The following is a 21,186-nucleotide window of genomic DNA, read 5'->3' on the forward strand; positions in this document are numbered from 1 at the left end:
GGCGGCTCCTAGTGCTGGTCGGCGCGTAACAGCGCCACCATCAAGTAAATGAACAACCCTGCGGCCAGTAGCAGTGACACCCCGTCCAGAACGCTCATGAAAATTCTCCGTCGTACGGCAATTGCCGCGTGTGAGTAATTGTCGGTATTGAGGGCGTAAAGGAACGAGATCGACGACTGCTTCTGGGCATAAAGAAAATGTAAAAAGAGGCGTAAAGCGAGGGTTTACAGGCTTGAGATCGCTGGGTGGCGAGACAAATTGATCGGCGCGGTGATTGGCGAAAGCCAGCGACGTATCGCCCTGACATCAAACCGCCAGGTGTGTCAAACCCGAGACATATAGACGATTCCCAAGCCCCGCAGACAGAACAGGCTTCCTGCGTTCTGTATGCGAGTCAGGTCGACGGATCAGAGAAGGGTTGGAGTGCCGGGACGTTTGTTTTTTGAAGCGGTCCAGTCGATCAGAAGGCTGTAGGCAACCGCCAATAATGTTGGACCAATGAACAGCCCGATAAAACCGAACGCTAACAACCCGCCAAATACTCCCAGCAGAACGATCACCAACGGCAAATTTCCTCCCCTACTGATCAAATAGGGCTTGAGGACGTTATCGACGCCGCTAATGATGAACGTGCCCCAAATGCCGAGAAAGATCGCCATGCCGTATTGGCCTTTCCAGGCCAGCCACGCGGTGGCGGGAATCCACAGCAGCGGCGGGCCCATCGGCACCAGGCTGAGCAAAAAGGTACCAATCCCCAGCACCATCGCGCCCGGAACGCCGGCAATCAAAAAGCCAATGAACGCCAATACTGCTTGGGCAGCGGCCGTACCGATAACCCCATTCACCACTCGTTGAACCGTACCGGCCACCAGATCCAAATAATAATGAGCTCGGTCACCAATCAATCGCTCTAACAAGCTGAGGATAAAGGCGGCCAGTCGCGGGCCGTCGCGGTAGAAGAAAAACACGAACACCAGACTCAACGTGGTTTCGAGTATCCCGCCACCGATCTGCGCACTGCGCGCCAACAACCAGTTCCCGACCTGACCCAGGTAGGGCTTGATCGCAATCATTGCCGCAGCACCTTGCTCGTCAATGGTGTTCCAATAACCTACCAGTCGTTCGCCGATGATTGGCAGCCCGGCCAACCACAAGGGAGGCTCTGGCAGGCCATCGACCTGCACATCTTTGATAAAGAGCGTGGCATCACGAAGGTGGTCAGCCAGGTTAAAACCTAGCCATACCAATGGAGCCGCCACCAGCAACATCCATATCAGCGTCAATAATCCTGCCGCCAATGACTCGCGTCCGTTAAGCCAGCGGGTCAGCACACGCATCATTGGCCAGCTGGCGAATGCCAACACCGCGCCCCAGAACAGCGCCGACCAGAATGGCGCCATCACCCAAAGACATGCACCCAGCAGCGCCAGGAGCAGTATCTGCACCAACAGGCGATCATTATTGAGCATGGGTTATCCCGAATAAGTAAGCGGAGGCTGTAAGCATAACGGCGAACACCAACAGCGCCAGTGTTCGAGAGGGGAATAAGGGTTTCAGCGAATAAGCTCGACAACCAAACCCTGTTTGTCAGCGCTACCTGTCTCAAGACGTGCCGCACGGACACTGTTGGCAATTAACGCCTGACGCCAAACCTCACCATGTGCTCCGGATACCGTGACCCGCAAAGTGCTGTCCAGATTGAGCGCACGGGAAATCAAGATCGTCCAAGGGTCCTGCGGTTCACCCTTCAGTTTCGGAAACTCTAGTTTTCCGGTGCTTTTCAATTGACGCAGCAAGGTCGCGGAGGTGGGTAGCAACTCACCCAACGGTGCGTCGGAATCAAACTGTTCAACGTGTAGGTACGCACGACGATTGCCACGGGTAATGCCATACAAGGCCACTAAGGTGTCGTCCTTCGGGGCAGCAAGGCGTAGCAACAAATACGCCTGTTGATCATCGGCACCGAACAACTTGGAGTTACCAAATACTTCATTGGCCCACAAGCTGCTTTCGCCACAATCTCGTGCCTGGCACCAATACAGCAATTCGGCGCCTTGCTTTTGCAACCCCTCCCGCGCGGCGGTGAAAGCCTCGTCGGAGGTATGTCCGGCTGGTAATTCATACGTCACGGCAGTCGCAAGACCTTTGGCGGCGACCTGCCCTTCGAAGCGTAACTGACCGCTAACCTTACGAACGGAACCCAGCGGATAAATCCGCTGCTGGTCCATGGGCGGACGGTAGTCGACGATTTCCGAATCCAGAACCCGTGGAACGATCTCCAAGTCATGGCTGCCCGGAACATCGGCGGCAAATAAAAGGGTACTTAGCAATGAACTGCTGATCGAGGCGGTAAGAACACTCAGTAAACGCATACGTGCTCTTCTTGGGTCGCTAAGGCGGGGGCGGACTGAAAGGGGTTGCAAGTAACGACGGGGCAGTGGTCCATCAAGATCATCTCCTGTTTCAATCCGCCCAGCCTCGGCAGTTGCCTGCCGCAAGTCAAGGATCGGCGTAAAAGCGATTGAAACAGTCTGCAACAGAGCGTGCGCCCTCTTCGTCATTCAAATGCAGATGGTGACCGCCCTCAAGGGTCATGACTTCAAACGGGAGTTGCGACAATAACTCAGGATGTTGCGCGAGCATGCCCTGCCCGGCCACCACCAATTGCGTCGGACAACTAACACGTTTGACGAAGGCCATCGCCTGATCACGGGTCAAACGCATCGGTGACGCCAAGGTCAAGCGGCTGTCACTGCGCCACGTGTAACCGCCGGGTACCGGCATCAATCCACGCTGGGCGAGCAGCTCTGCGGCCTCCCGACTGACGGCCACCACCCCTTTCATTCGGGCCTGTACTGCGCTGTCCAAGTCAGGGTAGACGGGCTTGCGTTTGGTAGACAGATTCAACTTTGCCTGCAACGCCATACCCATTCGCTCGGCGGTGCTGTCCGCTTCGCCGGTGGGCGGGATCACCCCATCAATCAAGGCCAGGCGCGTGACCCGCTCAGGCAGCGCACCGGCCAGTACCACTGAAATAATTGCGCCCAAGGAATGCCCCATGAGCGAGAAGCGTTGCCAGCCGAGCTGTTGTGCCACCTGCAAAACATCATGGGCGTAATCCCACAACGTATAGCCGGAACCCAGCGGACGGTGGTCGGAGTGCCCGTGCCCGGCCAGGTCTAGAGCAACGATGCGCAGCCCTTTTAGGTGCGGCGCCAAGCGCGCGAAACTATTGGCGTTGTCTAGCCAACCGTGCAGGGCAATGACCGGCTGACCGTCCTGCGGCCCGAACAGGTGGGCGGCCAATTCGATATGGGGCAAGCTTAGGCGGACTTCTTCAACAGGCATACTCATGCGCTGGCCTTCGCGGGACGCGCCAGATTCCAACGTGTGAACACCTGCTTAAGCAAGTCAGCGGTTTCCTGAGGACGCTCCAGGGGAAACATGTGACCGCCAGGCATGGATAACGATTCACCCAGCGGCAGGTATTTTACCGAACGGGTGTGGTGACGCATGACGACTCGGCTGTGTTTGCCGCGAACCACGGCAAGCGGCACTTGCAGCTGCTGGGCACGGCCGGGGCTGGTGTGTGGCACGCTGCGGTAAATACTAATTTCCGTTGCCGGGTCGAAACGCAGGCGCAATTGCTCACCGTCTTGCTGTAACCCATGTAGCAGATAGGCATCGAAACATTCGGGATCAAAACGTCGAAAAAGTGTTTTGCCCGCAAAATACTGGCGGGCAGCGGCCATGTCAGCGAACGCTTCCCGACGACCTAGGGTGCGTCCCGCCGGCGTAATGCGATCAATGAAACCAAAGCGTTTAGCCGCGCGGATCATCAGTTGATCGGCCAACGTGAGCACCGGGGAGTCCAGCATCACCACACCGCGATACAACTCAGGACAGCGCAACGCCGCGTGAAAATGCAACACACCACCTAACGAGTGTCCCACGCCCCAAACCGGTTCTGGTTGAAGTTGCAGGTGATAAATCAGCTCATCGACCAAATTCAGCCAGTTGTCGTCCACCGGAAATCGGGGGTCGTGTGCGTGCTGCGGCAAATGCGAAACGACGAACTCCGGGCCCAGCGCGGAAAACAGTTTGCCGTATGTGGCCGACGGGAAACCGTTTGCGTGAGCGAAAAATACCTGTTGCGGCATACGAGCGCGTCCATAACGAAAACCCAGTGGCAATTGTGCGCACCCGCCACGCGCGCGGCAATGACTGTATCCGCCAGGAAGAGTGACAGTTAGGACAGGATTGCACGTTGGGTTAACGAACCGGTGGTTGCTCGCCTATCGGCACTATTGCCATGGTCAAGCGCGAGATACAACTGGCCTTGCCTTCGTCGCTGGTCAGGCGGATGTCCCAGACATGAGTCGTGCGACCTATGTGAACGGGATGGGCGACTGCCGTGACTCGACCGCTGCGTAAACCGCGTAGGTGGTTGGCGTTGATTTCAAGACCGACACAAAAAAATTTGCTCGGGTCGATGCACAGGTAGCTGGCCGTCGAACCCACGGTTTCAGCCAACACCACTGACGCACCGCCGTGCAACAGTCCATACGGCTGATGAGTTCGGTGATCAACCACCATGCTTGCAGTGATCGAATTGTCATCGAGACTTTCGAACCTAATGTCCAACAATTCGCCGATGGTATTCTTCTGCATCGCATTGAGGTGTTCGATATCCGGGGTCTTAAACCACAAGCTCATGTTAAATCCTTGAGTCAGGGCGCTTGATTGACGAGCGCCGAAAATGGAGTCGATTGCGCATAGTAGCGTTTTCGAACGCTCGTTTCATTCTGCAACAATGCCGTTGATTAAGGCCGGTTGTTGGGCCGCATGCCCAGTGCAACACCGATCTCCGCCAGAATGGCTGTATCGTCAATGGTCGACGGCGGTGTAAACACCTCTCCATCGGCAATTTTGCGCAGAACCGCACGCAGTATTTTTCCGGAGCGGGTTTTGGGTAGACGCTTGACCACCACGATCCGTTGCAAACAGGCTAGGGCACCGATTTTTTCACGCACCAGGGCAACCATTTCGCTCTGGAGCTGCGCGCTGCTTTGCTCGACACCGTCCTTGAGCACAATCATCCCTAACGGCACTTGGCCTTTGATCTCGTCATGCACGCCAATCACTGCGCACTCGGCGACGGCCGGATGTTGACCAACCAAGTCCTCCATCTCCCCGGTAGACAGCCGATGGCCCGCGACGTTAATCACATCGTCAGTGCGGCCCATGATGTAAACAAAACCTTCGTCATCAACATAACCACCGTCGCCGGTATGAAAATAACCGGGAAAGCTTTGTAAATAAGCCTCAAGGTAGCGCGAATGATCGTTCCACAGGGTCTGGCTGCAACCCGGAGGCAGCGGTAAGGCAATGACCACTGACCCTTGCTCACCCGGCCCCACCAATTGCCCGTGCTCGTCCATCACTCGAACGTCGTAACCCGGCACCGCGCGGTTGCTTGAACCAGGGCCAGGACGGTGGCCGTCAAGACCCACGCAGGGTGCCGTGACCGGCCAACCGGTTTCGGTCTGCCACCAGTGGTCGAGGACTGGCTTGCCGGTCAGTTGCTCGAGCCACTCATGGGTGCTGGAGTCGAGTTTTTCTCCCGCCAGGAACAAATGGCGAATCGAACTCAGGTCGCGGTTTTTGATCAGCTCGCCGCCGGGGTCGGCCTTGCGAATCGCTCGCATGGCAGTCGGCGCACAAAATAAGGCGTTGATCCGATATTCCTCGACCATCCGCCAGTAGCTTCCCGCATCCGGCGTGCGGACCGGTTTGCCCTCATACAACACCGTCGTACACCCGGCCATCAACGGCCCATAAACAATCAGTGAATGACCCACGACCCAGCCGACGTCGGAAATTCCCCACCAGACATCGCCTCTTTGCATGCCATAAATTGAGGCCATGGTGAAGATCAATGCCACGGCATTGCCGCCGTTTTCGCGCACAATGCCCTTGGGCTTACCCGTGGTGCCTGACGTGTACATGATGTAGAGCGGGTCGGTACTCGCGACAGGCACCGGATCAACCGGCTCAATACCCACTAACGCAACGTCCCAATCCAGGTCACGCCCAGCCTGCAAAATTGCCAAGACCTGCGGACGTTGCAACACCACTACCTGACACGGCTGATGACGGGCTAGCTCTAACGCTTTGTCGACCAGGGGTTTGTATTCAATCACCCGGTCAAATTCGAGGCCGCAAGATGCGGTCAGCAGCAACGTGGGTTTGGCGTCGTCGATGCGCAGCGCCAGTTCATTGGCAGCAAAACCGCCAAAGACCACCGAGTGAACCGCACCCAACCGAGCGCAGGCCAGCATCGCCATTACCGCTTGCGGCACCATTGGCATATAAATAATCACGCCGTCGCCTTTTTCCACACCCAACTGACGCAAGAGTCCGGCCAAACGTGCCACTTCATCGCGTAATTCGAGGTAGCTATAACGAACTTTGTTGTAGCTAACCGGCGAGTCGTAGATCAACGCCGTCTGCTCGCCTCGCCCTTGCTCGATGTGATAATCCAGCGCCAGGTAGCTGCTATTAAGTACGCCATCGCCGAACCAGCGGTGCGTGCCGTCGGCCAAGGTCTCAAGGATATTGCTGGGCTTGCGATACCAAGCCACCTGCTGCGCTTGTTCGGCCCAAAAACTTTCGGGATCGGCAATCGAATGCGCGTGACTTTGGACGTAGTTCATCGGCTGCTGGCTCATCGGTATCCCTGTGATTGTTCTTGTTCTGGGCTTGCGAGAAAGGCCTTACACAGATGAACGTAGCAGATACCCGGCGAATTTCAGCTACGACTTTTGTCGGTCATGTAAGCCGCACTGCAGGGAACGGGTGTTTGCCAACCGTTGGATGAATAAACCGAGTAAAGCCAGGGCCGCCAGCACAATAACGACCAAACCATAGACGTTTGCGGTGGCTATCAGGCCGAAGCGGTGCGCAGACAAGCCTGCAACCAATGCAGGTAGACAAAATGCCAAGTAACTCAGCACATAAAACGTCGACATCAACCCTCCGCGCTCATGGGCATGAGCCAGCGGCATCAGTAAGCGCATGGCACCCAGAAAACCAGAGCCGAAGCCACAGCCAGCGATCACAGTGCCGACGAAAAACAACCACAGCCAACCGCTGTTAATCGCCAGCAAAATCACCGCCACGCCGATGCCCAAGCAAATCGCGCCAACGAACAAAGCCAGTACCGGCGGCCGTCTGCGCAGATTAAGAATTGCCAACACGCCACTTAAGGTGAGCGCTGCCACGGCCAGTCCACCATTCATCACTGAGGTTGAACCCGTTGCCGCCGCCAAGAGCGACGGTGTCAAGGACAGGTAGAACCCGCCCAGTGCCCATGCAGCGATGTCGACTGGGAGAATCAGCCAAAGGGTACGCCGTGCCTGCGGCGGCACACTCAGCGTCGGTTTTAGCGAGGCGAACACCCCGGGTTGCGGACTCACCGTTTCCGGCAATCGCCACAGGTACACCGCTTGCAGCACAAAGGCGGCTAAAAGCACGATAAATGCCAGCGTCAATGGCATCGGGGCGTAGGCCACCAACACGCTGGTTCCTAACGCACCGCCTGCCATCCCCAACAACGGCGCTACGCTATTGACCAGCGGGCCTTGAACCTGATCACAGTCGAGCAACGCAGCTCCCAGTGCGCTGGCCGCCATTCCCGTGGCAAAACCCTGAAGCAACCGCGCCAACAGCAACCAGCTCACGTCTGTAGCGCCGATAAATAACGCCATTGATAGAATTTGTAGCAATAGCGCAGCGAAGATCACCGGACGTCTGCCGAGATAATCCGATAACGAGCCCACTACCAATAATGCAACCAACAAGCTCAATGCATACGCGGCGAATATCAGGGTCAGCATCGCCGCCGAGAAGCCCCAATTTTGCTGATACAGGTGATAAAGCGGGGTTGGTGAACTGGATGCGGCGAAAAAGCTCAGTGTGGTAATGGCCAGAAACCCTAAACTGCTACGACCGCGAGCTGCGTCAGATGGGTTTTGCAAAGGGTGGGACATGGTTACACTCTCCAGACAAATCACGGCACAAAAGCAAATATTTAGCTTTTGTGAGTGTGCAACGCAACACCTCTTAAAGCAAATTCTTTGTGTTAAGGTCTGCCGTATGGCTATTAAAGAAGGTATTCGCACGGGCGGCCGCAGTGCCCGTGTTCAAGAGTCGATCCACGCCGCTATCCGCGATCTGTTGCTTGAGCATGAACGTTCAACTCTTAGCGTACCGATGATTGCGGCCCGCGCAGGGGTGACGCCATCCACCATATATCGGCGTTGGGGCGACCTGACCAGTTTGCTGGCAGACGCTGCGCTAGAGCGCTTGCGCCCGGACGTACCGGTTAATTGCGGCAACCTCCGCGACGATCTGCAGAGCTGGACCGAACAATATTTAGACGATATGAACTCCGTTGCCGGGCGGGAGATGATGCGGGACGTTGTCGCGAGCGCTGCAGGTCGTTCAGGCAAATGTGCGACTATTGTCCGCGATCAGCTTCAAATCATTGTCGATCGTGCAATCGCACGCGGCGAGGCAACACCCCCTGCCGAAGACCTTGTGGACGCGATTGTGGCGCCGATGATTTACCGAATCCTGTACGCAGAGGCGCCCCCCGCCATAGACCGAATGTTTCAGTTAATTGATATCTGTCTGGTCCGGCACTGCTGATGATGGATGCCGATCGTCGACCACACACCCTTGAACGCCTTCGTGCAGGCCAACTTAACGGCATCAAACGCCTTGATTTGTCCTGTGGGCTACTAGAGTTTCCTGTAGAAATTTTCGACCTTGCTGACACACTTGAAATTCTCAACCTGAGTGGTAATGCACTCCGTAATTTGCCAGCGGACCTCTACCGTTTACAAAAACTGCGTGTCTTGTTTTGTTCGGAAAACCAGTTCACCGAGCTGCCGCCGTGTATCGGTCATTGCAGTCAATTGCAAATCATCGGGTTCAAGGCCAATCAAATTCGACACATTCCGGCCCAGGCATTACCACCACTGCTGCGCTGGTTGATCCTGACCGACAATTGCATTGAAACCTTGCCCGAGGCTATCGGTGACTGCGGCGCCTTGCAAAAGCTAATGCTTGCGGGCAACCAGTTGCACACATTACCGGCGTCCCTTGCTCGCTGTACGCAACTCGAATTGGTGCGCATCTCCGCCAATCAGCTAACCGCGCTTCCCGACTGGCTATTAAAATTGCCTGCACTGGCTTGGCTGGCCTACGCGGGTAACCCGCTGCCCACCTACCACGCGGATACGCCCATCCGGCAAATCATTTGGTCGCACCTGGCCGTGCAGCAACTATTGGGCGAAGGCGCTTCCGGAGTTATCCAGCAGGCGCTGTGGCGAGCACCGGAACAACTGGAGACGTTGGTGGCGGTGAAACTTTATAAAGGCAGCATCACCAGCGACGGTTCCCCACTGAACGAGATGGCGGCCTGTATCGCGGCGGGTTCGCACCCGAATCTGATTGGCGTCGAAGGGCAAATCGCAGAACACCCTAGCGATCAAACCGGTTTAGTCATGCAACTCATCGCCCCACACTTCGAAAACCTCGCCGGGCCGCCGAGCCTTGAGTCCTGTACGCGGGATGTCTATCCATTGAATACCGTCTTCACCTTGGAAACCGCGCTACGGCTAGCCCGGGGTATAGCCTCGGCCGCTGAACACCTCCATGCCAGCCACCTCAGCCACGGTGACTTGTACGCTCATAACATTTTGTTCAGCCAAGACGGCGATTGCCTGTTAGGAGACTTCGGTGCAGCGTCATTCCACCCCACTGGACAGACAGAGCAACCGGCACTGCTGGAGCGGATTGAAGTTCGGGCATTTGGAATTTTACTGGATGAACTGACGAAACGCTGCGGATCGCGGGAAGTGGCAGGACTGAACGCTCTTCAACACAAGTGCACTCAGCCAGACGTTCTGGCAAGGCCGTCGTTCGCAGAGGTTAACCGGGTATTGCGAGAGCTTTAATATAGCTGCCTTGCAGCGTTGCGATTGGCAAGTGGGTAAAGCAGCGATCGGTTCCTGGTCGATCGCAGCCTTCGGCAGCTCTTACAGTTATTTTTTAGTCAATAATTTATGCGTCGTTTTCAAATTACGAACCCGGCTGAGCAGCTTAACCGGCCAACCCTACGTACACGTTCTGCACATCGTCATGCCCATCAATCGCTTCAAGAAACGCCTCGACATCCGCCATTTCCTCATCACTTAAGCCATCAACCGTGCTTTTGGGACGATACCCCAACTGCGCCGACTGCACGGTGAAACCAAACTCCGGTAGCGCCTTGCACACAGCGTCCAGGTCGGTTAACTCAGTGAGAAACAGCGTAGCGCCTTCTTCGGCTGGTTCGAAATCCTGAGCACCTGCCTCAATGGCAGCTAATTCAGCGTCGGCGTCCGGCGTCGCGGGCACAGCTTCGATCATTCCCAGATGGTTGAAGTCCCAAGACACCGAGCCTGCGGCACCTAGTTGCCCCTTGCGAAACAACACACGAATTTCAGACACCGTGCGATTAATGTTGTCGGTCAGGCATTCCACGATCACGGGCACCCGATGCGGCGCAAATCCTTCGTAAGTCAGGCGCTCAAATGTAACGCCTTCGCCCAGAAGCCCAGCGCCTTTTTTTATCGCGCGCTCAAGTGTTTCACGTGGCATTGATGCTTTCTTTGCCTGCTCGATGATTAACCGCAATCGTGGGTTCATGTCGGGATCAGCACCGGTTCGGGCAGCGATCATGATTTCCTTGGACAGCTTGCCAAAGATTCGACCTTTGGCATTCGATGCCGCTTCTTTATGCTTGACCTTCCACTGTGCGCCCATGTTTTTCTCTTGGTCCGTGGCTGATAACTACCGCCTTAGCTGTCAGCAGGCAGCTGACGATACGTTGGCAATACGCTGAAATTGGCGCTCATTTTATACGCGATCACGCTAGATGAAACCCCTTCCTGCCCAGCGAGGGCCAAACAGAGTCGGTACGCAAGAAAAACCTGTATTTCATCAAGAACAGTTACGTTTACTTGTAGTCCTTTTCCGAAAAACTGCGCAGCTCTGACGTTCGTCATCGGCATTCCGTACTCTCTGCCGAGGTTTTTTAGAAGTAAGGATGAGCAGTTGAGCCAAGAAAAGGAAACATTGATCACCTTGACCGTCGCCAACGCGCCGTTGGAATTACGCGTCACCCATTTCAGAGGCTGTGAAGCACTAAACCGACCTTACTGGTTTGAAATTGACCTGGTTAGTCCAAACGTTTATCTAGAGGTCAAACTGCTGAAGTCGCGGAGCGCCTTTCTTTGCATAGGTGAAGAGCAAAATGGCGTCCATGGCTTGATAGGCAGCGTCCTACCGCTATACGTTGGTAAAACTATCAGCCATTTTCGGGTAACCCTTGAACCACGCTTGCAAGCGTTGCAGCAGCGGTACCATCAGCGATTGTTTCAAGGTTTGAGCGTACCCCAAATCATTAAGCAGATCCTCGAAGAGCACGGTATCGGGGATGACCATTATCGTTTTGAACCTCTAGTGGGGCTCTATCCACCACGGGAAACCTGTGCTCAATACGACGAAAATAATTTGCACCTCTTACAGCGACTCTGTGCAGAGGAAGGCATTCATTTCCGTTTTGAACACCACCGCAACCAGCACGTTGTAATTTTTGGCGACGATCCGGCCAACTTTTCCGAGTTACCGCGACCAGCCCGTTACCAGAAAACCGGCGATCGCGACGCGACTCACCCAGCCATCAGCCACATGGTAGAAACCTATGCCTTTGACGCGCGTCCTGAACACTGCACGCCCTTTGCGCACCAATCGCCGCACGACGCCGAGGAGGACAGCCTTCCGTCACCGGACTACGGCCATGCAGCCAACCAATCGTGCGATACGTTTAAACCCAGCAAGCCGCCGGAAATAGCCGAAACCAGGCTTCGTCAACTGAGCGAACGCACTTTAGAGCGCATGCGTTGCGAGCGGCGGTATGTGCATGGTGTTAGTAATCAGCCCATGTTGAGCAGCGGACGAATACTGTGGGTGATCGCTCATCCCAATGGCATGTTCAACGATCATTGGTTACTCACTGAACTTCACCACGCGGGCAAGCAACCCCAAGTGTTGGATGGGCTCGACCCACTTGACACTAAAGAGCTCATCGAACAGGCGTCGTTGGACCATGACCAGTGGCCACCAACTTTCGATCTTGAATCTAACGACAGGGGCGTTAAGGATCTTGCACCGCTGACTCGCGGCTATCGAAATCACTTTCGTGCTATCCCATGGGCCATGTCTTATCGCCCGTCGCTTATACCTTACGCGCCAAAAGTTTCCGGTCACCACACTGCCACCTTAATGGGCGAAAACGGCCTTCCGATAACCCGCGACGCGTTAGGCCGTGTTCAGGTGAAGCTACGTTGGCCACAGATTCAGTCAGGTAACGAAGCTTGTGTTTGGCTGCCATTGGCCATTGGAGCTCCCTCGACCAGAACAACGTCAGACTTACTGGCAGGCACCGAAGTGATGTTGAATTATTTCGACGGGGATCTAAATCGACCGGTAATTGTCGACACCGTCAGTGGCCAAGCGACACCGAGGCCGGAGCCGTCGATATGTATCGATGGCCAATCACTGGGCCGCTTGGTGGAGCGCATCCATCTAAGCGCTGGGCAAACGCTACGTGCTGATGCGCCATCGCCCATGACTCTGGCCACTGCAGATACGCGCATTGAGTTGCACACGGATCACATTCGAATCTCTAATCCCAAACGCCTGAGTCGCAGCATCTGCGAGGAAGAACCCACCCTTTACGAGAAGACACCGGAACCTGACCAGCCCGATCCTTCGCCAACCCGGCCCGACTTCAGCGCACTGTTTCAATGGGTGAGCCGGTATTAGCAAGATCCTTCTTCATCAATACCCTTTGAAGTGCGGCTCGCGTTTTTCAATGAACGCTGTCATGCCTTCTTTTTGATCGCTCGTCGCGAAGGCCGCATGGAAAACCCTGCGCTCAAAGCGGATACCTTCGGCGAGACTCACTTCAAAGGCACGATTAACACTTTCCTTGACCATCATCGCCACGGGCAAGGATTTTGCGGCGATTTCAGCCGCTACTTTCAACGCCTCATCCAACAAGTGATCAACCGGCAGCACCCGGGACACCAGCCCAGAACGCTCAGCTTCCACTGCGTCAATCAAACGTCCACTCAGACACATTTCCATGGCCTTGGCTTTCCCCACCGCACGTGTGAGCCGTTGGGTGCCGCCCATGCCGGGCAATACACCCAGTTTGATTTCCGGCTGACCGAATTTTGCGTTATCGGCCGCGAGGATAAAGTCGCACATCAGTGCCAGCTCACAACCTCCGCCCAAGGCAAATCCGGCAACCGCGGCGATCATCGGTTTACGCCGGTTAGCAATGCGATCACTGTCGGAAAACAGATCGTCAAGGTAGATCTGCGGATACGTCAACTCAGACATTTCCTTGATGTCTGCACCTGCGGCGAAGGCTTTTTTAGAGCCTGTCAGGACGATGCAGCCAATGTCACGATTCGCGTCCAATACATCCAGCGCCTGGTTCAACTCATGGACCAATTGAGCGTTCAAGGCATTCAACGCGTGGGGACGGTTCAAGGTAATCAAACCTACACGACCTCGAATCTCTATCAGAATAGATTCATAACTCATTGATTTAATTCCATTTTTAAAATAAATATAAAAAGCGCCATATTCCATAAATAACATTAGATTATCAATTTAAGTAGTTGATAATTAACGATAAAAACTTCTTGAAATGACTATTCGTTGAATATCGCTAGTGCCCTCATAAATCTGGCAGACCCGCACGTCTCGGTAAATACGCTCCAGGGGGAAATCATTCAAATAGCCGTAGCCACCCAAAGTCTGTAAAGCACTGGAGCAGACCTTCTCGGCCATTTCCGAAGCAAACAGTTTGGCCATAGATGCCTCAACCAACGCCGGCTTGCCACTGTCCCGCAGCGCTGCCGCGTAATGCACCATTTGCCGGGCGACCGCTATCGAAGTGGCCATGTCGGCCAGTCGAAAGGCCACGGCCTGGTGTTCGGTCAATGACTTGCCAAAGCTAGTCCGCTCCTTGGCGTAATCACGAGCGACTTCAAACGCCGCGCGGGCCATGCCGATCGATTGAGCAGCGATGCCCACGCGACCGCCTTCCAGATTGGCCAGCGCGATTTTGTAGCCCTCGCCCTCTGCGCCCAGGCGCTGATCAATCGGAACCTTGACGTTTTCAAACAGAATTTCACAGGTATCAGAGGCGTGTTGGCCGAGCTTCTCTTCAACCTTGGCGACGGTGTAACCCGGTGAGTCGGTCGGCACGATAAACGCTGTGATACCGCGCTTACCGGCAGCGGGGTCGGTCACGGCGAAGACGATCACCACCCCGGCGTTTTTCCCGGACGTGATGAACTGCTTACTGCCATTGAGCACGTAATGGTCACCCTCCAACCGCGCGCGGGTGCGCAAATTGCTGGCGTCGGAGCCTGCCTGAGCCTCGGTCAGAGCGAAAGCACCCAGCATCTCGCCGCTGGCCAACGGCGTCAGAAAACGCTGCTTCTGTTGTTCGGTGCCGAACCTGAGGATCGGCACGCAGCCCACTGAGTTGTGCACACTCATGATGGTCGAACACGCGCCATCCCCAGCGGCGATCTCTTCTAACGCCATGGCGTATGCGAGGTAACCCGTATCGCAGCCGCCCCATTGCTCGGGCACCAACATGCCGAAGAAGCCGAGTTCAGCCATTTCACTGATGGCCTGGCGCGGAAAAGCATGATCGCGGTCCCATTGAGCAGAGAACGGCCGGAGCCGCTCTTGGGCGAACTGCCGGGCCGCATCGCTGATTTGTTGTTGTTCTTCGGTGGGAAGCATGTTCGTTTCCTTATTTAACGCTTCAATACAGGCACTCAAGTGCAACCGCTGTCGCCTCGCCGCCGCCAATGCACACCGCTGCTACGCCGCGCTTAAGCCCCTTTTGGCGCAGTGCTGAGATCAGCGTGACCAAAATCCTCGCCCCCGACGCACCAATCGGATGCCCCAACGCACACGCGCCACCGTGGATATTCAACTTGTCGTGAGAAATTTCCAGCGTGCTCATGGCCACCAACGCCACCACGGCGAACGCTTCGTTGATTTCAAACAGGTCTACGTCTGTTAGCGACCACTCGACCTTACTCATCAACTTTTTAATCGCACCTATGGGCGCTGTCGGAAACAACCCTGGCTCATCGGCGAAGGCCGCGTGACCGTGAATCACTGCGAGCGGCTTCAAGCCACGCCGCTGGGCTTCGGAGCGGCGCATCAGTACCAGTGCCGCAGCGCCATCGGAAATCGAACTGGAGTTGGCGGCAGTTACCGTTCCACCTTCGCGAAACGCCGGTTTCAGAGTAGGAATTTTGTCTATACGAGCCTTGGGCGGCTGCTCGTCTTCGCTGATCAGCCGCTGTTCCTTGCCGACGGTAACCTGCACCGGAACGATTTCGGCCGAGAAACGGCCGTTGCTGATGGCCTGTTGGGCCCGCATCAGCGAGTCCACGGCAAAGGCATCTTGCATCTGGCGGCTAATACCATTGAGTTCAGCGCAGTCTTCGGCATAGGTACCCATCAATCGGCCCTTGTCGTAAGCATCTTCCAATCCGTCAAGAAACATATGGTCGAGCACCCGGCCATGCCCCATTCGGTAGCCGCTGCGGGCCCGGTCCAGTAAATACGGGGCATTGGACATGCTTTCCATCCCTCCAGCCACCGCGACCTGGGCGCTACCGGCCAGTAATGAGTCGTGAGCCAGAATGGCTGCCTGCATGCCCGACCCACACATTTTGTTAAGCGTGGTGCACACCGTAGAACGACTCAGACCCGCGCCCAGCGCCGCTTGCCGAGCGGGCGCCTGACCCAACCCCGCCGACAGCACGCAACCGAATAACACTTCGTCGATGTCCTGGGCTTCAACGCCTGCACGCTCGACGGCAGCACGAATTGCCGCAGCGCCCAGTTGTGGCGCGGTCAGACTGGCAAGCACCCCCTGAAACCCACCCATGGGGGTGCGGACAGCACTTACGATGACAATTGGGTCTTGGATAGACATCTCTGGCTTCTCAGTGATGGGAGAATTACTTGGCGGCCATACGCAAGGCACCATCGAGACGGATAACCTCGCCGTTAAGCATGCTGTTTTCAATGATATGCCTGACCAACGCCGCGTACTCTTGCGGCTTGCCCAAGCGCGGCGGGAATGGCACGCCGGCGGCCAGTGATTCCCGCACTTGTTCAGTCATACCGGCCATCATCGGTGTTTCAAAAATACCGGGGGCGATGGTCATCACACGTATACCAAACCGCGCCAGCTCACGCGCAGCGGGCAAAGTCATGCTGACGATAGCGCCTTTAGACGCCGCGTAGGCAGCCTGACCGATCTGACCATCATAGGCCGCCACGGAAGCGGTATTAATAATGACGCCGCGCTCACCACCTGCGTCGGCTTCAGTCTCGGCGATGGCGACGGCGGCTAATCGAAGCAGATTGAAGCTGCCGATCAGATTGATGTTGATCACTCGGCTGAAGCTGTCCAGTCCATGGGGGCCGCTTTTGCCGAGAATCTTCTCGGCGCCGACCACGCCAGCGCAATTAACCAAGCCATGAAGCCCACCAAACGCGGTCACCGCCGCCTCCACAGCAGCTAGTGCCGCCGACTCCTGGCTGACATCGGCCACGGCATAGCGTGCCTGAGCGCCTAATTTTTGCGCCTCAGCGGCGACGGCGGTTTCGTTGATATCCACCAGCATGACCTTGGCGCCAGCGGCCACCAGCATCTGCGCGGTAGCCGCACCTAGCCCCGACGCACCGCCACTGACTAAAAAAACCTTGCCTTCGATCTGCATGAAAATGCCTTCGCTTTTTGGAATAGCGAAATAATCGACGCACAGGAACGTTCGGACAATGGTCAAAGCGCTCAAGTTGGATGACTGGTTTGGCCAATGGCGGCGTTAAGGGGCTATATCGAGATCATCTGTGGGGGCTGCCGCCCGTCTTACAGTGAATACCAGACGTGCAGGAGCATGCTTACGAAGAACCTATGCTTTTATTCAATAAGTTATGTGTTGTTTATAAGGTGATTTCTAGAAAAAAGCGCCTTAAATCCCCACGATTAAACTTCGATAATGCCCCGGGTTAGAGCCGGACCATTTGCGGAAGGCTTTATAAAACGAGCTGGTGTCGGCAAACCCCAGTCGTGCAGCAATGTCGGCAAAGCTGACGTCTGGATCGGCTAACCAGACAATCGCCAACTCCTTACGCAGGCTGTCTTTGATCGCTTGGTAGCTCTGGCCTTCTTCTGCCAAACGCCGCCGCAGGGTAGATGCTGACATGTGCCAAGCCTGGGCTAATGCTTCGGTCTCTGGCCAGGATTCGGCGGGCTGGGTGCGCAGCTCATTTTTGATCCGCTGGGCGACGCTTTCCGGGTCGCGATACTTAACCAAGATATTGCCCGGCGCCCGCGCCAGAAACTGGGCCAATTCCTCGGCACTGCGCTTGATCGGCAGGTCCAGACAGTCGGCAGCGAAAATCATTCGGGTGCGCGGACGGTCGAAGCGCAGGTTCTCAGAAAACATTACCGCGTAGTCTTCGTAAAAATCCGGCTTCGCGCAGCGCAATTCAATGGCCAGGATCGGAATTCTTCGCCCCGCCAGCCAACAGGCTACCCCGTGAACAATCATCCAGTAGGCGAAATAGGTGAACGCCCGCCGGGGAGATTGATCGCGCTCTTCGAGCACAATTTCAGCCAAAGTTTGCTGACGGACCAGGCTCGCCTGAAAACCATCCAGCATTAGCGATAAAAAGCTCAAGCCTGACTCAAGCCCGCACGACACGGTCAACTGAGCCATGGACGAGCGGCACAGAAACGCCAAGCTGCCAGACCGTAACCGGCGTGGGTCCATGCCAAAAAACTCATCATCCAAACGCCGCGCCAGCAAACGCCACAACCGAGCGTAAGCGCTCGCCGATACCCGCGCATTCGGCTGCGCAAAGGATTCAAGCGCAATGCCAACCTTGTTCAGCACCTCATCGGTGGCCGCGCCTGGCGTGCAACACTGCAACAGTGCCTCGCGCACCAGTTGCATGGAGATGGTGTCTTTTTCCGACATGGATGAAGAGTGCCCTGCTAGCCGTTTAGGTGTGTTTGAGAGTCGCCGTTTATCTTAGGGCGCAAAGTTTAAATAGCCAGTACCACTGCAGGAAACGAACCTATGACTGCACGAAGGGTCGCACAGTTGAGCCGATAAGCTTTCACTTTGCTCAATGGAGTGACACTAATGCCGCTACGCCCAGTTCGCATGCTGCTGACTTCTTTATTGATCGTTATGCTGAGCGCTTGCGCGCTATTACCCAACCGCGATCCGCTGAACATCAATGTGGTCGGGATTGAACCGTTGCAAGGTCAGGGCTTGGAGGTGCGCTTTGCGGTCAAACTTCGGCTGCAAAACCCTAATGAAACGGCCATCGAGTATTCCGGGGTCGTCCTCGACCTGGACGTAAATGGCAAGTTATTGGCGTCGGGTGTCAGCGATCAACGCGGCACTATCGGACGATTTTCCGAGGCAGTGCTCGTGGTGCCAGTGACGGTCTCAGCGTTCGCCGCGCTGCGCCAGGCTTTCGGCCTTAGCCAAAGCGAAGGCATCGAGAACCTGCCGTATGTACTGCATGGAAAGCTGGCAGGCGGATTGTTTGGCACGATGCGTTTCAGTGACAGCGGCACCCTCAGCCTACCCCGCGCCGACGGCAGCTGGTAAGCCTATTTGGTCGCCGCTACCAAGCGATTTACTTCACTGCGCACCATATTGGCGTATTCCGGTGGGGACATAAGGTCGAGCTCTGAACGTACCCACTCGGACCATTTGCCCTTGCGCTTGGAGCGTTCACCCATCAGCCTAGCGGCATCACTCTTGGCTTTACCCAAGTTGCTCTGCCAGAGGTCAAACAGTCTGGATTTTTCATCTTCAAGCGCTGTGCGCTCGCTGATAGGCCGGTTGGCAAGGTTGAAGCTCATACGAATCACCTGTGACTGAAAACGGCTGCATCTTACACTGCCGCAGGTTGTTTCTGAGGCGACATTGTTTGTTCAGTTAACAAATGAAAGCAAAAACGCTGCAACTTTTTTGCTCAGTGGAGCTCAATTGCTCACTGTAGTAATTAACTGAAAGGAAGACATCATGGCCCGCAAAACTGCTGCTCAAAACACCGCCGAGCAAATCAAGGATCAGGCATTTAGTGAGTTGCAGGCGCTGATCGAGGAATCAGACAAATTGCTCAACGACAGCGCCGCACTTGTAGGTGACGAAGCTGCAACTTTGCGCAAGCAATTGAGCCAGAAGCTTAAACAAGCGCTGGATTCGGTATCCAGCGTGCGCGAACGCACCAAACCTGCAGTTGATGCTACAGAAACTTACATTGGTGGGCATCCATGGCAGACCGTCGCTGCATCTGCAGGGTTTGGTTTGGTCATCGGCCTGCTGCTTGGGCGTCGTTCTTAGGTCATGCGTTAGCGGTGTGCCCGGCACACCGCTTTGTTATGAGCGCACAGGAACGAGCTGCCGCACAATACTCAGGCTGGATGCTGGGGCACTAATGTTTGCAACTGGCGAGCAAAGTAATCGGCGGTAAATTCATGAGTTGCCGACTCTTTGACTCCGATACGTCGGGTCATCTGCCATTCGCTGGCACCCGCCGCTAATGCTAACGATACCTGCTCCTGCGCATGGACACTCAGACCCGTAGCAGAAATCGAGATTAAGCCTTTAGGGCCCATTGCGTCAGGCACAAATACCACCTGCCGCCCGGCAAATGACAGCGTCATGCGCTGAGTGCGGAACGGCGAGTTTTCGTCCGGGTAACCCTTGCTTTGCGCTTGGTGCGGCTCATATTCAAATTCCATCTGCCCACTGCTTTTAAGCGGAGTCATCCAGCTTTCGATTTGTTCGTATAAGCTCAAAATGCTGGATTCCCAGCGCGCAAGGTCGGTATGGAACTGCTGGTGCTTGTGTTCTTCGTTGCGTTGGTTGGCGCTCAGCAGCTCGCCTAATCGTTGTACTTCGTCCATAAAATTGCTCCCGCAGTCGCTTGCTTGATAAGGCGCAGGTGATAAAACACCCGCCATTGAGTGTCGCGTTGCAACTGAATGTAAACAGGGTATCGAACGCGAGCCAAGTTAATGGCTTATAGCGTGTGATCAACGATGGAAGACTGGTAACTCATCTTAAGTGCCAGTTGCGCGCGTTTCTCTTCGGCAGCGGCCCTGGAATTGAAGGGGCCAAGCAACACGCGCTCTTTTCCGTCACGGACTGCGACGAAAGACGGAAAACCATGCTCGACGAGCCGGTCGGTCAAATCACTGATGGCCTTGGGGTCTTCTACTAACACGTCCCACTGGGGCGCTGAGACCTGAGCCACGGTTGTCGCCTGCACTTTTGCCGGTTTGTCCGCCGCACCTTCGCCACACCCTGCCAACATCAAAACAGCCACCACCATGAGCAATCCGCGCACAATTTTCCCCTCGCGTGTTAAGTGGCAGGAGTTTAACACTCCCACGCTTCCTACAGGCGTGATCGAAACGGCGGTTTTTGTTTGAGCCATTAGGTTTAGCGGACATGCCGACGTCCGTGCGTAAGGCTGACGGTCATCCCTGAGCACTCAGGACCGCCTGGCGGGCAAACAACCAAAACATCGATTTTTAGCACCGTATCAGCGAACCAAAGCATTACCCACCGGGCTCGAACTTGAACACAGTGGCAGAGCCGCGAACATCATGGGCGCTGCGCTATCAGGCGCCCTCACCCGACTCGCGCATGACCGCATACAACGCCGATTTGGCTTCAAAGCCAACGCCTGGAATATCCGGTAGCCCGACGTAACCGTTTTCAACCCCAATACCATCATCGAAGCCGCCAATGGCTGGAACATGTCTGGGTAGGATTCGTGCCGCCCAAATGCAAACCCGTAGCGATGTTCAGCGACATTTGGTGGCCGCCATGGGGCACGACGCGACGCGCTTTCCGAAATGATCAATCGCGGCCAAAACTCGTCAAACGCCTCTTGCATCTGGCTTTCAGCTTCTCAACT

At 55.6% G+C, this 21,186-nt stretch carries 22 protein-coding genes and 1 pseudogene; 5 read left to right on the forward strand and 18 right to left on the reverse strand.

Annotated elements, in window-relative coordinates; genetic code table 11:
* Nucleotides 1-8 precede the first annotated feature (8 nt).
* From kdpF to RGW60_RS08560, 8 genes are all read right to left on the reverse strand, one after another.
* Nucleotides 9-98, reverse strand: a complete 90-nt coding sequence (gene kdpF, locus RGW60_RS08525) for a K(+)-transporting ATPase subunit F (RefSeq protein ID WP_297835929.1) — start codon at nt 96-98, stop codon at nt 9-11.
* A 309-nt stretch (nt 99-407) separates the two neighbouring features.
* Nucleotides 408-1,469, reverse strand: a complete 1,062-nt coding sequence (locus RGW60_RS08530) for an AI-2E family transporter (RefSeq protein ID WP_322203768.1) — start codon at nt 1,467-1,469, stop codon at nt 408-410.
* A gap of 84 nt (nt 1,470-1,553) precedes the next feature.
* Nucleotides 1,554-2,372 (reverse strand): DUF4892 domain-containing protein, encoded by an 819-nt coding sequence (locus tag RGW60_RS08535; RefSeq protein ID WP_322203769.1) that lies wholly within the window; start codon nt 2,370-2,372, stop codon nt 1,554-1,556.
* 127 nt (nt 2,373-2,499) lie between these two features.
* Nucleotides 2,500-3,354: an alpha/beta hydrolase gene (locus RGW60_RS08540; RefSeq protein ID WP_322203771.1), complete on the reverse strand. Its 855-nt coding sequence runs from the start codon at nt 3,352-3,354 to the stop codon at nt 2,500-2,502.
* Complete coding sequence (locus tag RGW60_RS08545; protein ID WP_322203773.1) at nt 3,351-4,160, reverse strand: alpha/beta hydrolase; 810 nt, start codon at nt 4,158-4,160, stop codon at nt 3,351-3,353. The genes RGW60_RS08540 and RGW60_RS08545 overlap by 4 nt, the downstream gene beginning before the upstream one ends.
* 112 nt (nt 4,161-4,272) lie before the next feature.
* Nucleotides 4,273-4,716: a hotdog fold thioesterase gene (locus RGW60_RS08550; protein ID WP_322203775.1), complete on the reverse strand. Its 444-nt coding sequence runs from the start codon at nt 4,714-4,716 to the stop codon at nt 4,273-4,275.
* A gap of 107 nt (nt 4,717-4,823) precedes the next feature.
* Nucleotides 4,824-6,716 carry a propionyl-CoA synthetase gene (locus tag RGW60_RS08555; RefSeq protein ID WP_322206874.1) on the reverse strand — a complete coding sequence of 631 codons (1,893 nt, stop codon included), beginning with the start codon at nt 6,714-6,716 and terminating at the stop codon, nt 4,824-4,826.
* 99 nt (nt 6,717-6,815) lie between these two features.
* Nucleotides 6,816-8,051 (reverse strand): MFS transporter, encoded by a 1,236-nt coding sequence (locus RGW60_RS08560; protein ID WP_322203778.1) that lies wholly within the window; start codon nt 8,049-8,051, stop codon nt 6,816-6,818.
* Between the two features lie 106 nt (nt 8,052-8,157).
* Here RGW60_RS08560 and RGW60_RS08565 point away from each other — a divergent pair, with 106 nt between their 5' ends.
* Together RGW60_RS08565 and RGW60_RS08570 are read left to right on the forward strand one after the other, a co-directional pair.
* Entirely contained in the window at nt 8,158-8,712 is a 555-nt protein-coding gene (locus tag RGW60_RS08565; protein ID WP_322203779.1) for a TetR/AcrR family transcriptional regulator, read from the forward strand.
* Nucleotides 8,712-10,025 (forward strand): leucine-rich repeat-containing protein kinase family protein, encoded by a 1,314-nt coding sequence (locus RGW60_RS08570; RefSeq protein WP_322203780.1) that lies wholly within the window; start codon nt 8,712-8,714, stop codon nt 10,023-10,025. Before RGW60_RS08565 ends, RGW60_RS08570 begins: the two co-directional genes overlap by 1 nt.
* 145 nt (nt 10,026-10,170) lie before the next feature.
* On the opposite strand, the gene RGW60_RS08575 is transcribed toward RGW60_RS08570, so the two are convergent.
* A complete protein-coding gene (locus RGW60_RS08575; protein ID WP_322203781.1) occupies nt 10,171-10,875 on the reverse strand; it encodes a YebC/PmpR family DNA-binding transcriptional regulator in 705 nt (234 codons plus the stop codon).
* A 291-nt stretch (nt 10,876-11,166) separates the two neighbouring features.
* Between RGW60_RS08575 and RGW60_RS08580 the strand changes: the two genes are divergently transcribed.
* A complete protein-coding gene (locus RGW60_RS08580) occupies nt 11,167-12,939 on the forward strand; it encodes a type VI secretion system Vgr family protein (RefSeq protein ID WP_322203782.1) in 1,773 nt (590 codons plus the stop codon).
* Nucleotides 12,940-12,954: 15 nt separating this feature from the next.
* Here the strand turns inward: RGW60_RS08580 and RGW60_RS08585 are convergent, their stop codons facing one another.
* The 5 genes from RGW60_RS08585 to RGW60_RS08605 all read right to left on the reverse strand — a co-directional run bounded on the left by RGW60_RS08585 (nt 12,955) and on the right by RGW60_RS08605 (nt 18,215).
* On the reverse strand, nt 12,955-13,728 hold the full coding sequence (locus RGW60_RS08585; RefSeq protein ID WP_322203783.1) for an enoyl-CoA hydratase: 774 nt from the start codon (nt 13,726-13,728) through the stop codon (nt 12,955-12,957).
* 84 nt (nt 13,729-13,812) lie between these two features.
* Nucleotides 13,813-14,946, reverse strand: coding sequence for an acyl-CoA dehydrogenase (locus RGW60_RS08590; protein ID WP_322203785.1), 1,134 nt, complete (start codon nt 14,944-14,946; stop codon nt 13,813-13,815).
* A 22-nt stretch (nt 14,947-14,968) separates the two neighbouring features.
* Nucleotides 14,969-16,159 (reverse strand): acetyl-CoA C-acyltransferase, encoded by a 1,191-nt coding sequence (locus RGW60_RS08595; RefSeq protein WP_322203786.1) that lies wholly within the window; start codon nt 16,157-16,159, stop codon nt 14,969-14,971.
* Nucleotides 16,160-16,184: 25 nt separating this feature from the next.
* Nucleotides 16,185-16,952, reverse strand: coding sequence for a 3-hydroxyacyl-CoA dehydrogenase (locus RGW60_RS08600; RefSeq protein WP_322206875.1), 768 nt, complete (start codon nt 16,950-16,952; stop codon nt 16,185-16,187).
* A gap of 252 nt (nt 16,953-17,204) precedes the next feature.
* Nucleotides 17,205-18,215 carry an AraC family transcriptional regulator gene (locus RGW60_RS08605; protein ID WP_322203787.1) on the reverse strand — a complete coding sequence of 337 codons (1,011 nt, stop codon included), beginning with the start codon at nt 18,213-18,215 and terminating at the stop codon, nt 17,205-17,207.
* 168 nt (nt 18,216-18,383) lie between these two features.
* On the opposite strand from RGW60_RS08605, the gene RGW60_RS08610 reads away from it, so the two are divergent.
* On the forward strand, nt 18,384-18,860 hold the full coding sequence (locus RGW60_RS08610) for an LEA type 2 family protein (RefSeq protein ID WP_322203789.1): 477 nt from the start codon (nt 18,384-18,386) through the stop codon (nt 18,858-18,860).
* A gap of 2 nt (nt 18,861-18,862) precedes the next feature.
* On the opposite strand, the gene RGW60_RS08615 is transcribed toward RGW60_RS08610, so the two are convergent.
* Complete coding sequence (locus tag RGW60_RS08615) at nt 18,863-19,117, reverse strand: hypothetical protein (protein WP_322203791.1); 255 nt, start codon at nt 19,115-19,117, stop codon at nt 18,863-18,865.
* A gap of 163 nt (nt 19,118-19,280) precedes the next feature.
* Here RGW60_RS08615 and RGW60_RS08620 point away from each other — a divergent pair, with 163 nt between their 5' ends.
* On the forward strand, nt 19,281-19,601 hold the full coding sequence (locus tag RGW60_RS08620; protein WP_322203792.1) for a DUF883 family protein: 321 nt from the start codon (nt 19,281-19,283) through the stop codon (nt 19,599-19,601).
* Nucleotides 19,602-19,672: 71 nt separating this feature from the next.
* Here RGW60_RS08620 and RGW60_RS08625 read toward each other — a convergent pair whose 3' ends face one another.
* The 3 genes and pseudogenes from RGW60_RS08625 to RGW60_RS08635 form a co-directional block, all read right to left on the reverse strand.
* Nucleotides 19,673-20,167 carry a hypothetical protein gene (locus tag RGW60_RS08625; protein WP_322203793.1) on the reverse strand — a complete coding sequence of 165 codons (495 nt, stop codon included), beginning with the start codon at nt 20,165-20,167 and terminating at the stop codon, nt 19,673-19,675.
* 116 nt (nt 20,168-20,283) lie between these two features.
* Nucleotides 20,284-20,610 (reverse strand): SPOR domain-containing protein, encoded by a 327-nt coding sequence (locus RGW60_RS08630; protein WP_322203794.1) that lies wholly within the window; start codon nt 20,608-20,610, stop codon nt 20,284-20,286.
* Between the two features lie 277 nt (nt 20,611-20,887).
* Nucleotides 20,888-21,116: pseudogene (locus RGW60_RS08635) on the reverse strand (mandelate racemase); the annotation flags it as partial.
* Nucleotides 21,117-21,186 lie beyond the last annotated feature (70 nt).

Source organism: Pseudomonas sp. AB6 (assembly GCF_034314105.1).
In the GTDB taxonomy this organism is placed as follows: domain Bacteria; phylum Pseudomonadota; class Gammaproteobacteria; order Pseudomonadales; family Pseudomonadaceae; genus Aquipseudomonas.

What these genes read in the sequence shown, in the direction of transcription:
- RGW60_RS08595 (WP_322203786.1), bottom strand. Translation starts at nt 16,159, where the DNA reads ATGTCTATCCAAGACCCAATTGTCATCGTAAGTGCTGTCCGCACCCCC.
- RGW60_RS08620 (WP_322203792.1), top strand. Translation starts at nt 19,281, where the DNA reads ATGGCCCGCAAAACTGCTGCTCAAAACACCGCCGAGCAAATCAAGGAT.
- RGW60_RS08560 (WP_322203778.1), bottom strand. Translation starts at nt 8,051, where the DNA reads ATGTCCCACCCTTTGCAAAACCCATCTGACGCAGCTCGCGGTCGTAGC.
- RGW60_RS08545 (WP_322203773.1), bottom strand. Translation starts at nt 4,160, where the DNA reads ATGCCGCAACAGGTATTTTTCGCTCACGCAAACGGTTTCCCGTCGGCC.
- RGW60_RS08610 (WP_322203789.1), top strand. Translation starts at nt 18,384, where the DNA reads ATGCCGCTACGCCCAGTTCGCATGCTGCTGACTTCTTTATTGATCGTT.
- RGW60_RS08600 (WP_322206875.1), bottom strand. Translation starts at nt 16,952, where the DNA reads ATGCAGATCGAAGGCAAGGTTTTTTTAGTCAGTGGCGGTGCGTCGGGG.
- RGW60_RS08565 (WP_322203779.1), top strand. Translation starts at nt 8,158, where the DNA reads ATGGCTATTAAAGAAGGTATTCGCACGGGCGGCCGCAGTGCCCGTGTT.
- RGW60_RS08590 (WP_322203785.1), bottom strand. Translation starts at nt 14,946, where the DNA reads ATGCTTCCCACCGAAGAACAACAACAAATCAGCGATGCGGCCCGGCAG.
- RGW60_RS08550 (WP_322203775.1), bottom strand. Translation starts at nt 4,716, where the DNA reads ATGAGCTTGTGGTTTAAGACCCCGGATATCGAACACCTCAATGCGATG.
- kdpF (WP_297835929.1), bottom strand. Translation starts at nt 98, where the DNA reads ATGAGCGTTCTGGACGGGGTGTCACTGCTACTGGCCGCAGGGTTGTTC.
- RGW60_RS08625 (WP_322203793.1), bottom strand. Translation starts at nt 20,167, where the DNA reads ATGGACGAAGTACAACGATTAGGCGAGCTGCTGAGCGCCAACCAACGC.
- RGW60_RS08540 (WP_322203771.1), bottom strand. Translation starts at nt 3,354, where the DNA reads ATGAGTATGCCTGTTGAAGAAGTCCGCCTAAGCTTGCCCCATATCGAA.
- RGW60_RS08585 (WP_322203783.1), bottom strand. Translation starts at nt 13,728, where the DNA reads ATGAGTTATGAATCTATTCTGATAGAGATTCGAGGTCGTGTAGGTTTG.
- RGW60_RS08530 (WP_322203768.1), bottom strand. Translation starts at nt 1,469, where the DNA reads ATGCTCAATAATGATCGCCTGTTGGTGCAGATACTGCTCCTGGCGCTG.
- RGW60_RS08615 (WP_322203791.1), bottom strand. Translation starts at nt 19,117, where the DNA reads ATGAGCTTCAACCTTGCCAACCGGCCTATCAGCGAGCGCACAGCGCTT.
- RGW60_RS08605 (WP_322203787.1), bottom strand. Translation starts at nt 18,215, where the DNA reads ATGTCGGAAAAAGACACCATCTCCATGCAACTGGTGCGCGAGGCACTG.
- RGW60_RS08575 (WP_322203781.1), bottom strand. Translation starts at nt 10,875, where the DNA reads ATGGGCGCACAGTGGAAGGTCAAGCATAAAGAAGCGGCATCGAATGCC.
- RGW60_RS08570 (WP_322203780.1), top strand. Translation starts at nt 8,712, where the DNA reads ATGATGGATGCCGATCGTCGACCACACACCCTTGAACGCCTTCGTGCA.
- RGW60_RS08555 (WP_322206874.1), bottom strand. Translation starts at nt 6,716, where the DNA reads ATGAACTACGTCCAAAGTCACGCGCATTCGATTGCCGATCCCGAAAGT.
- RGW60_RS08535 (WP_322203769.1), bottom strand. Translation starts at nt 2,372, where the DNA reads ATGCGTTTACTGAGTGTTCTTACCGCCTCGATCAGCAGTTCATTGCTA.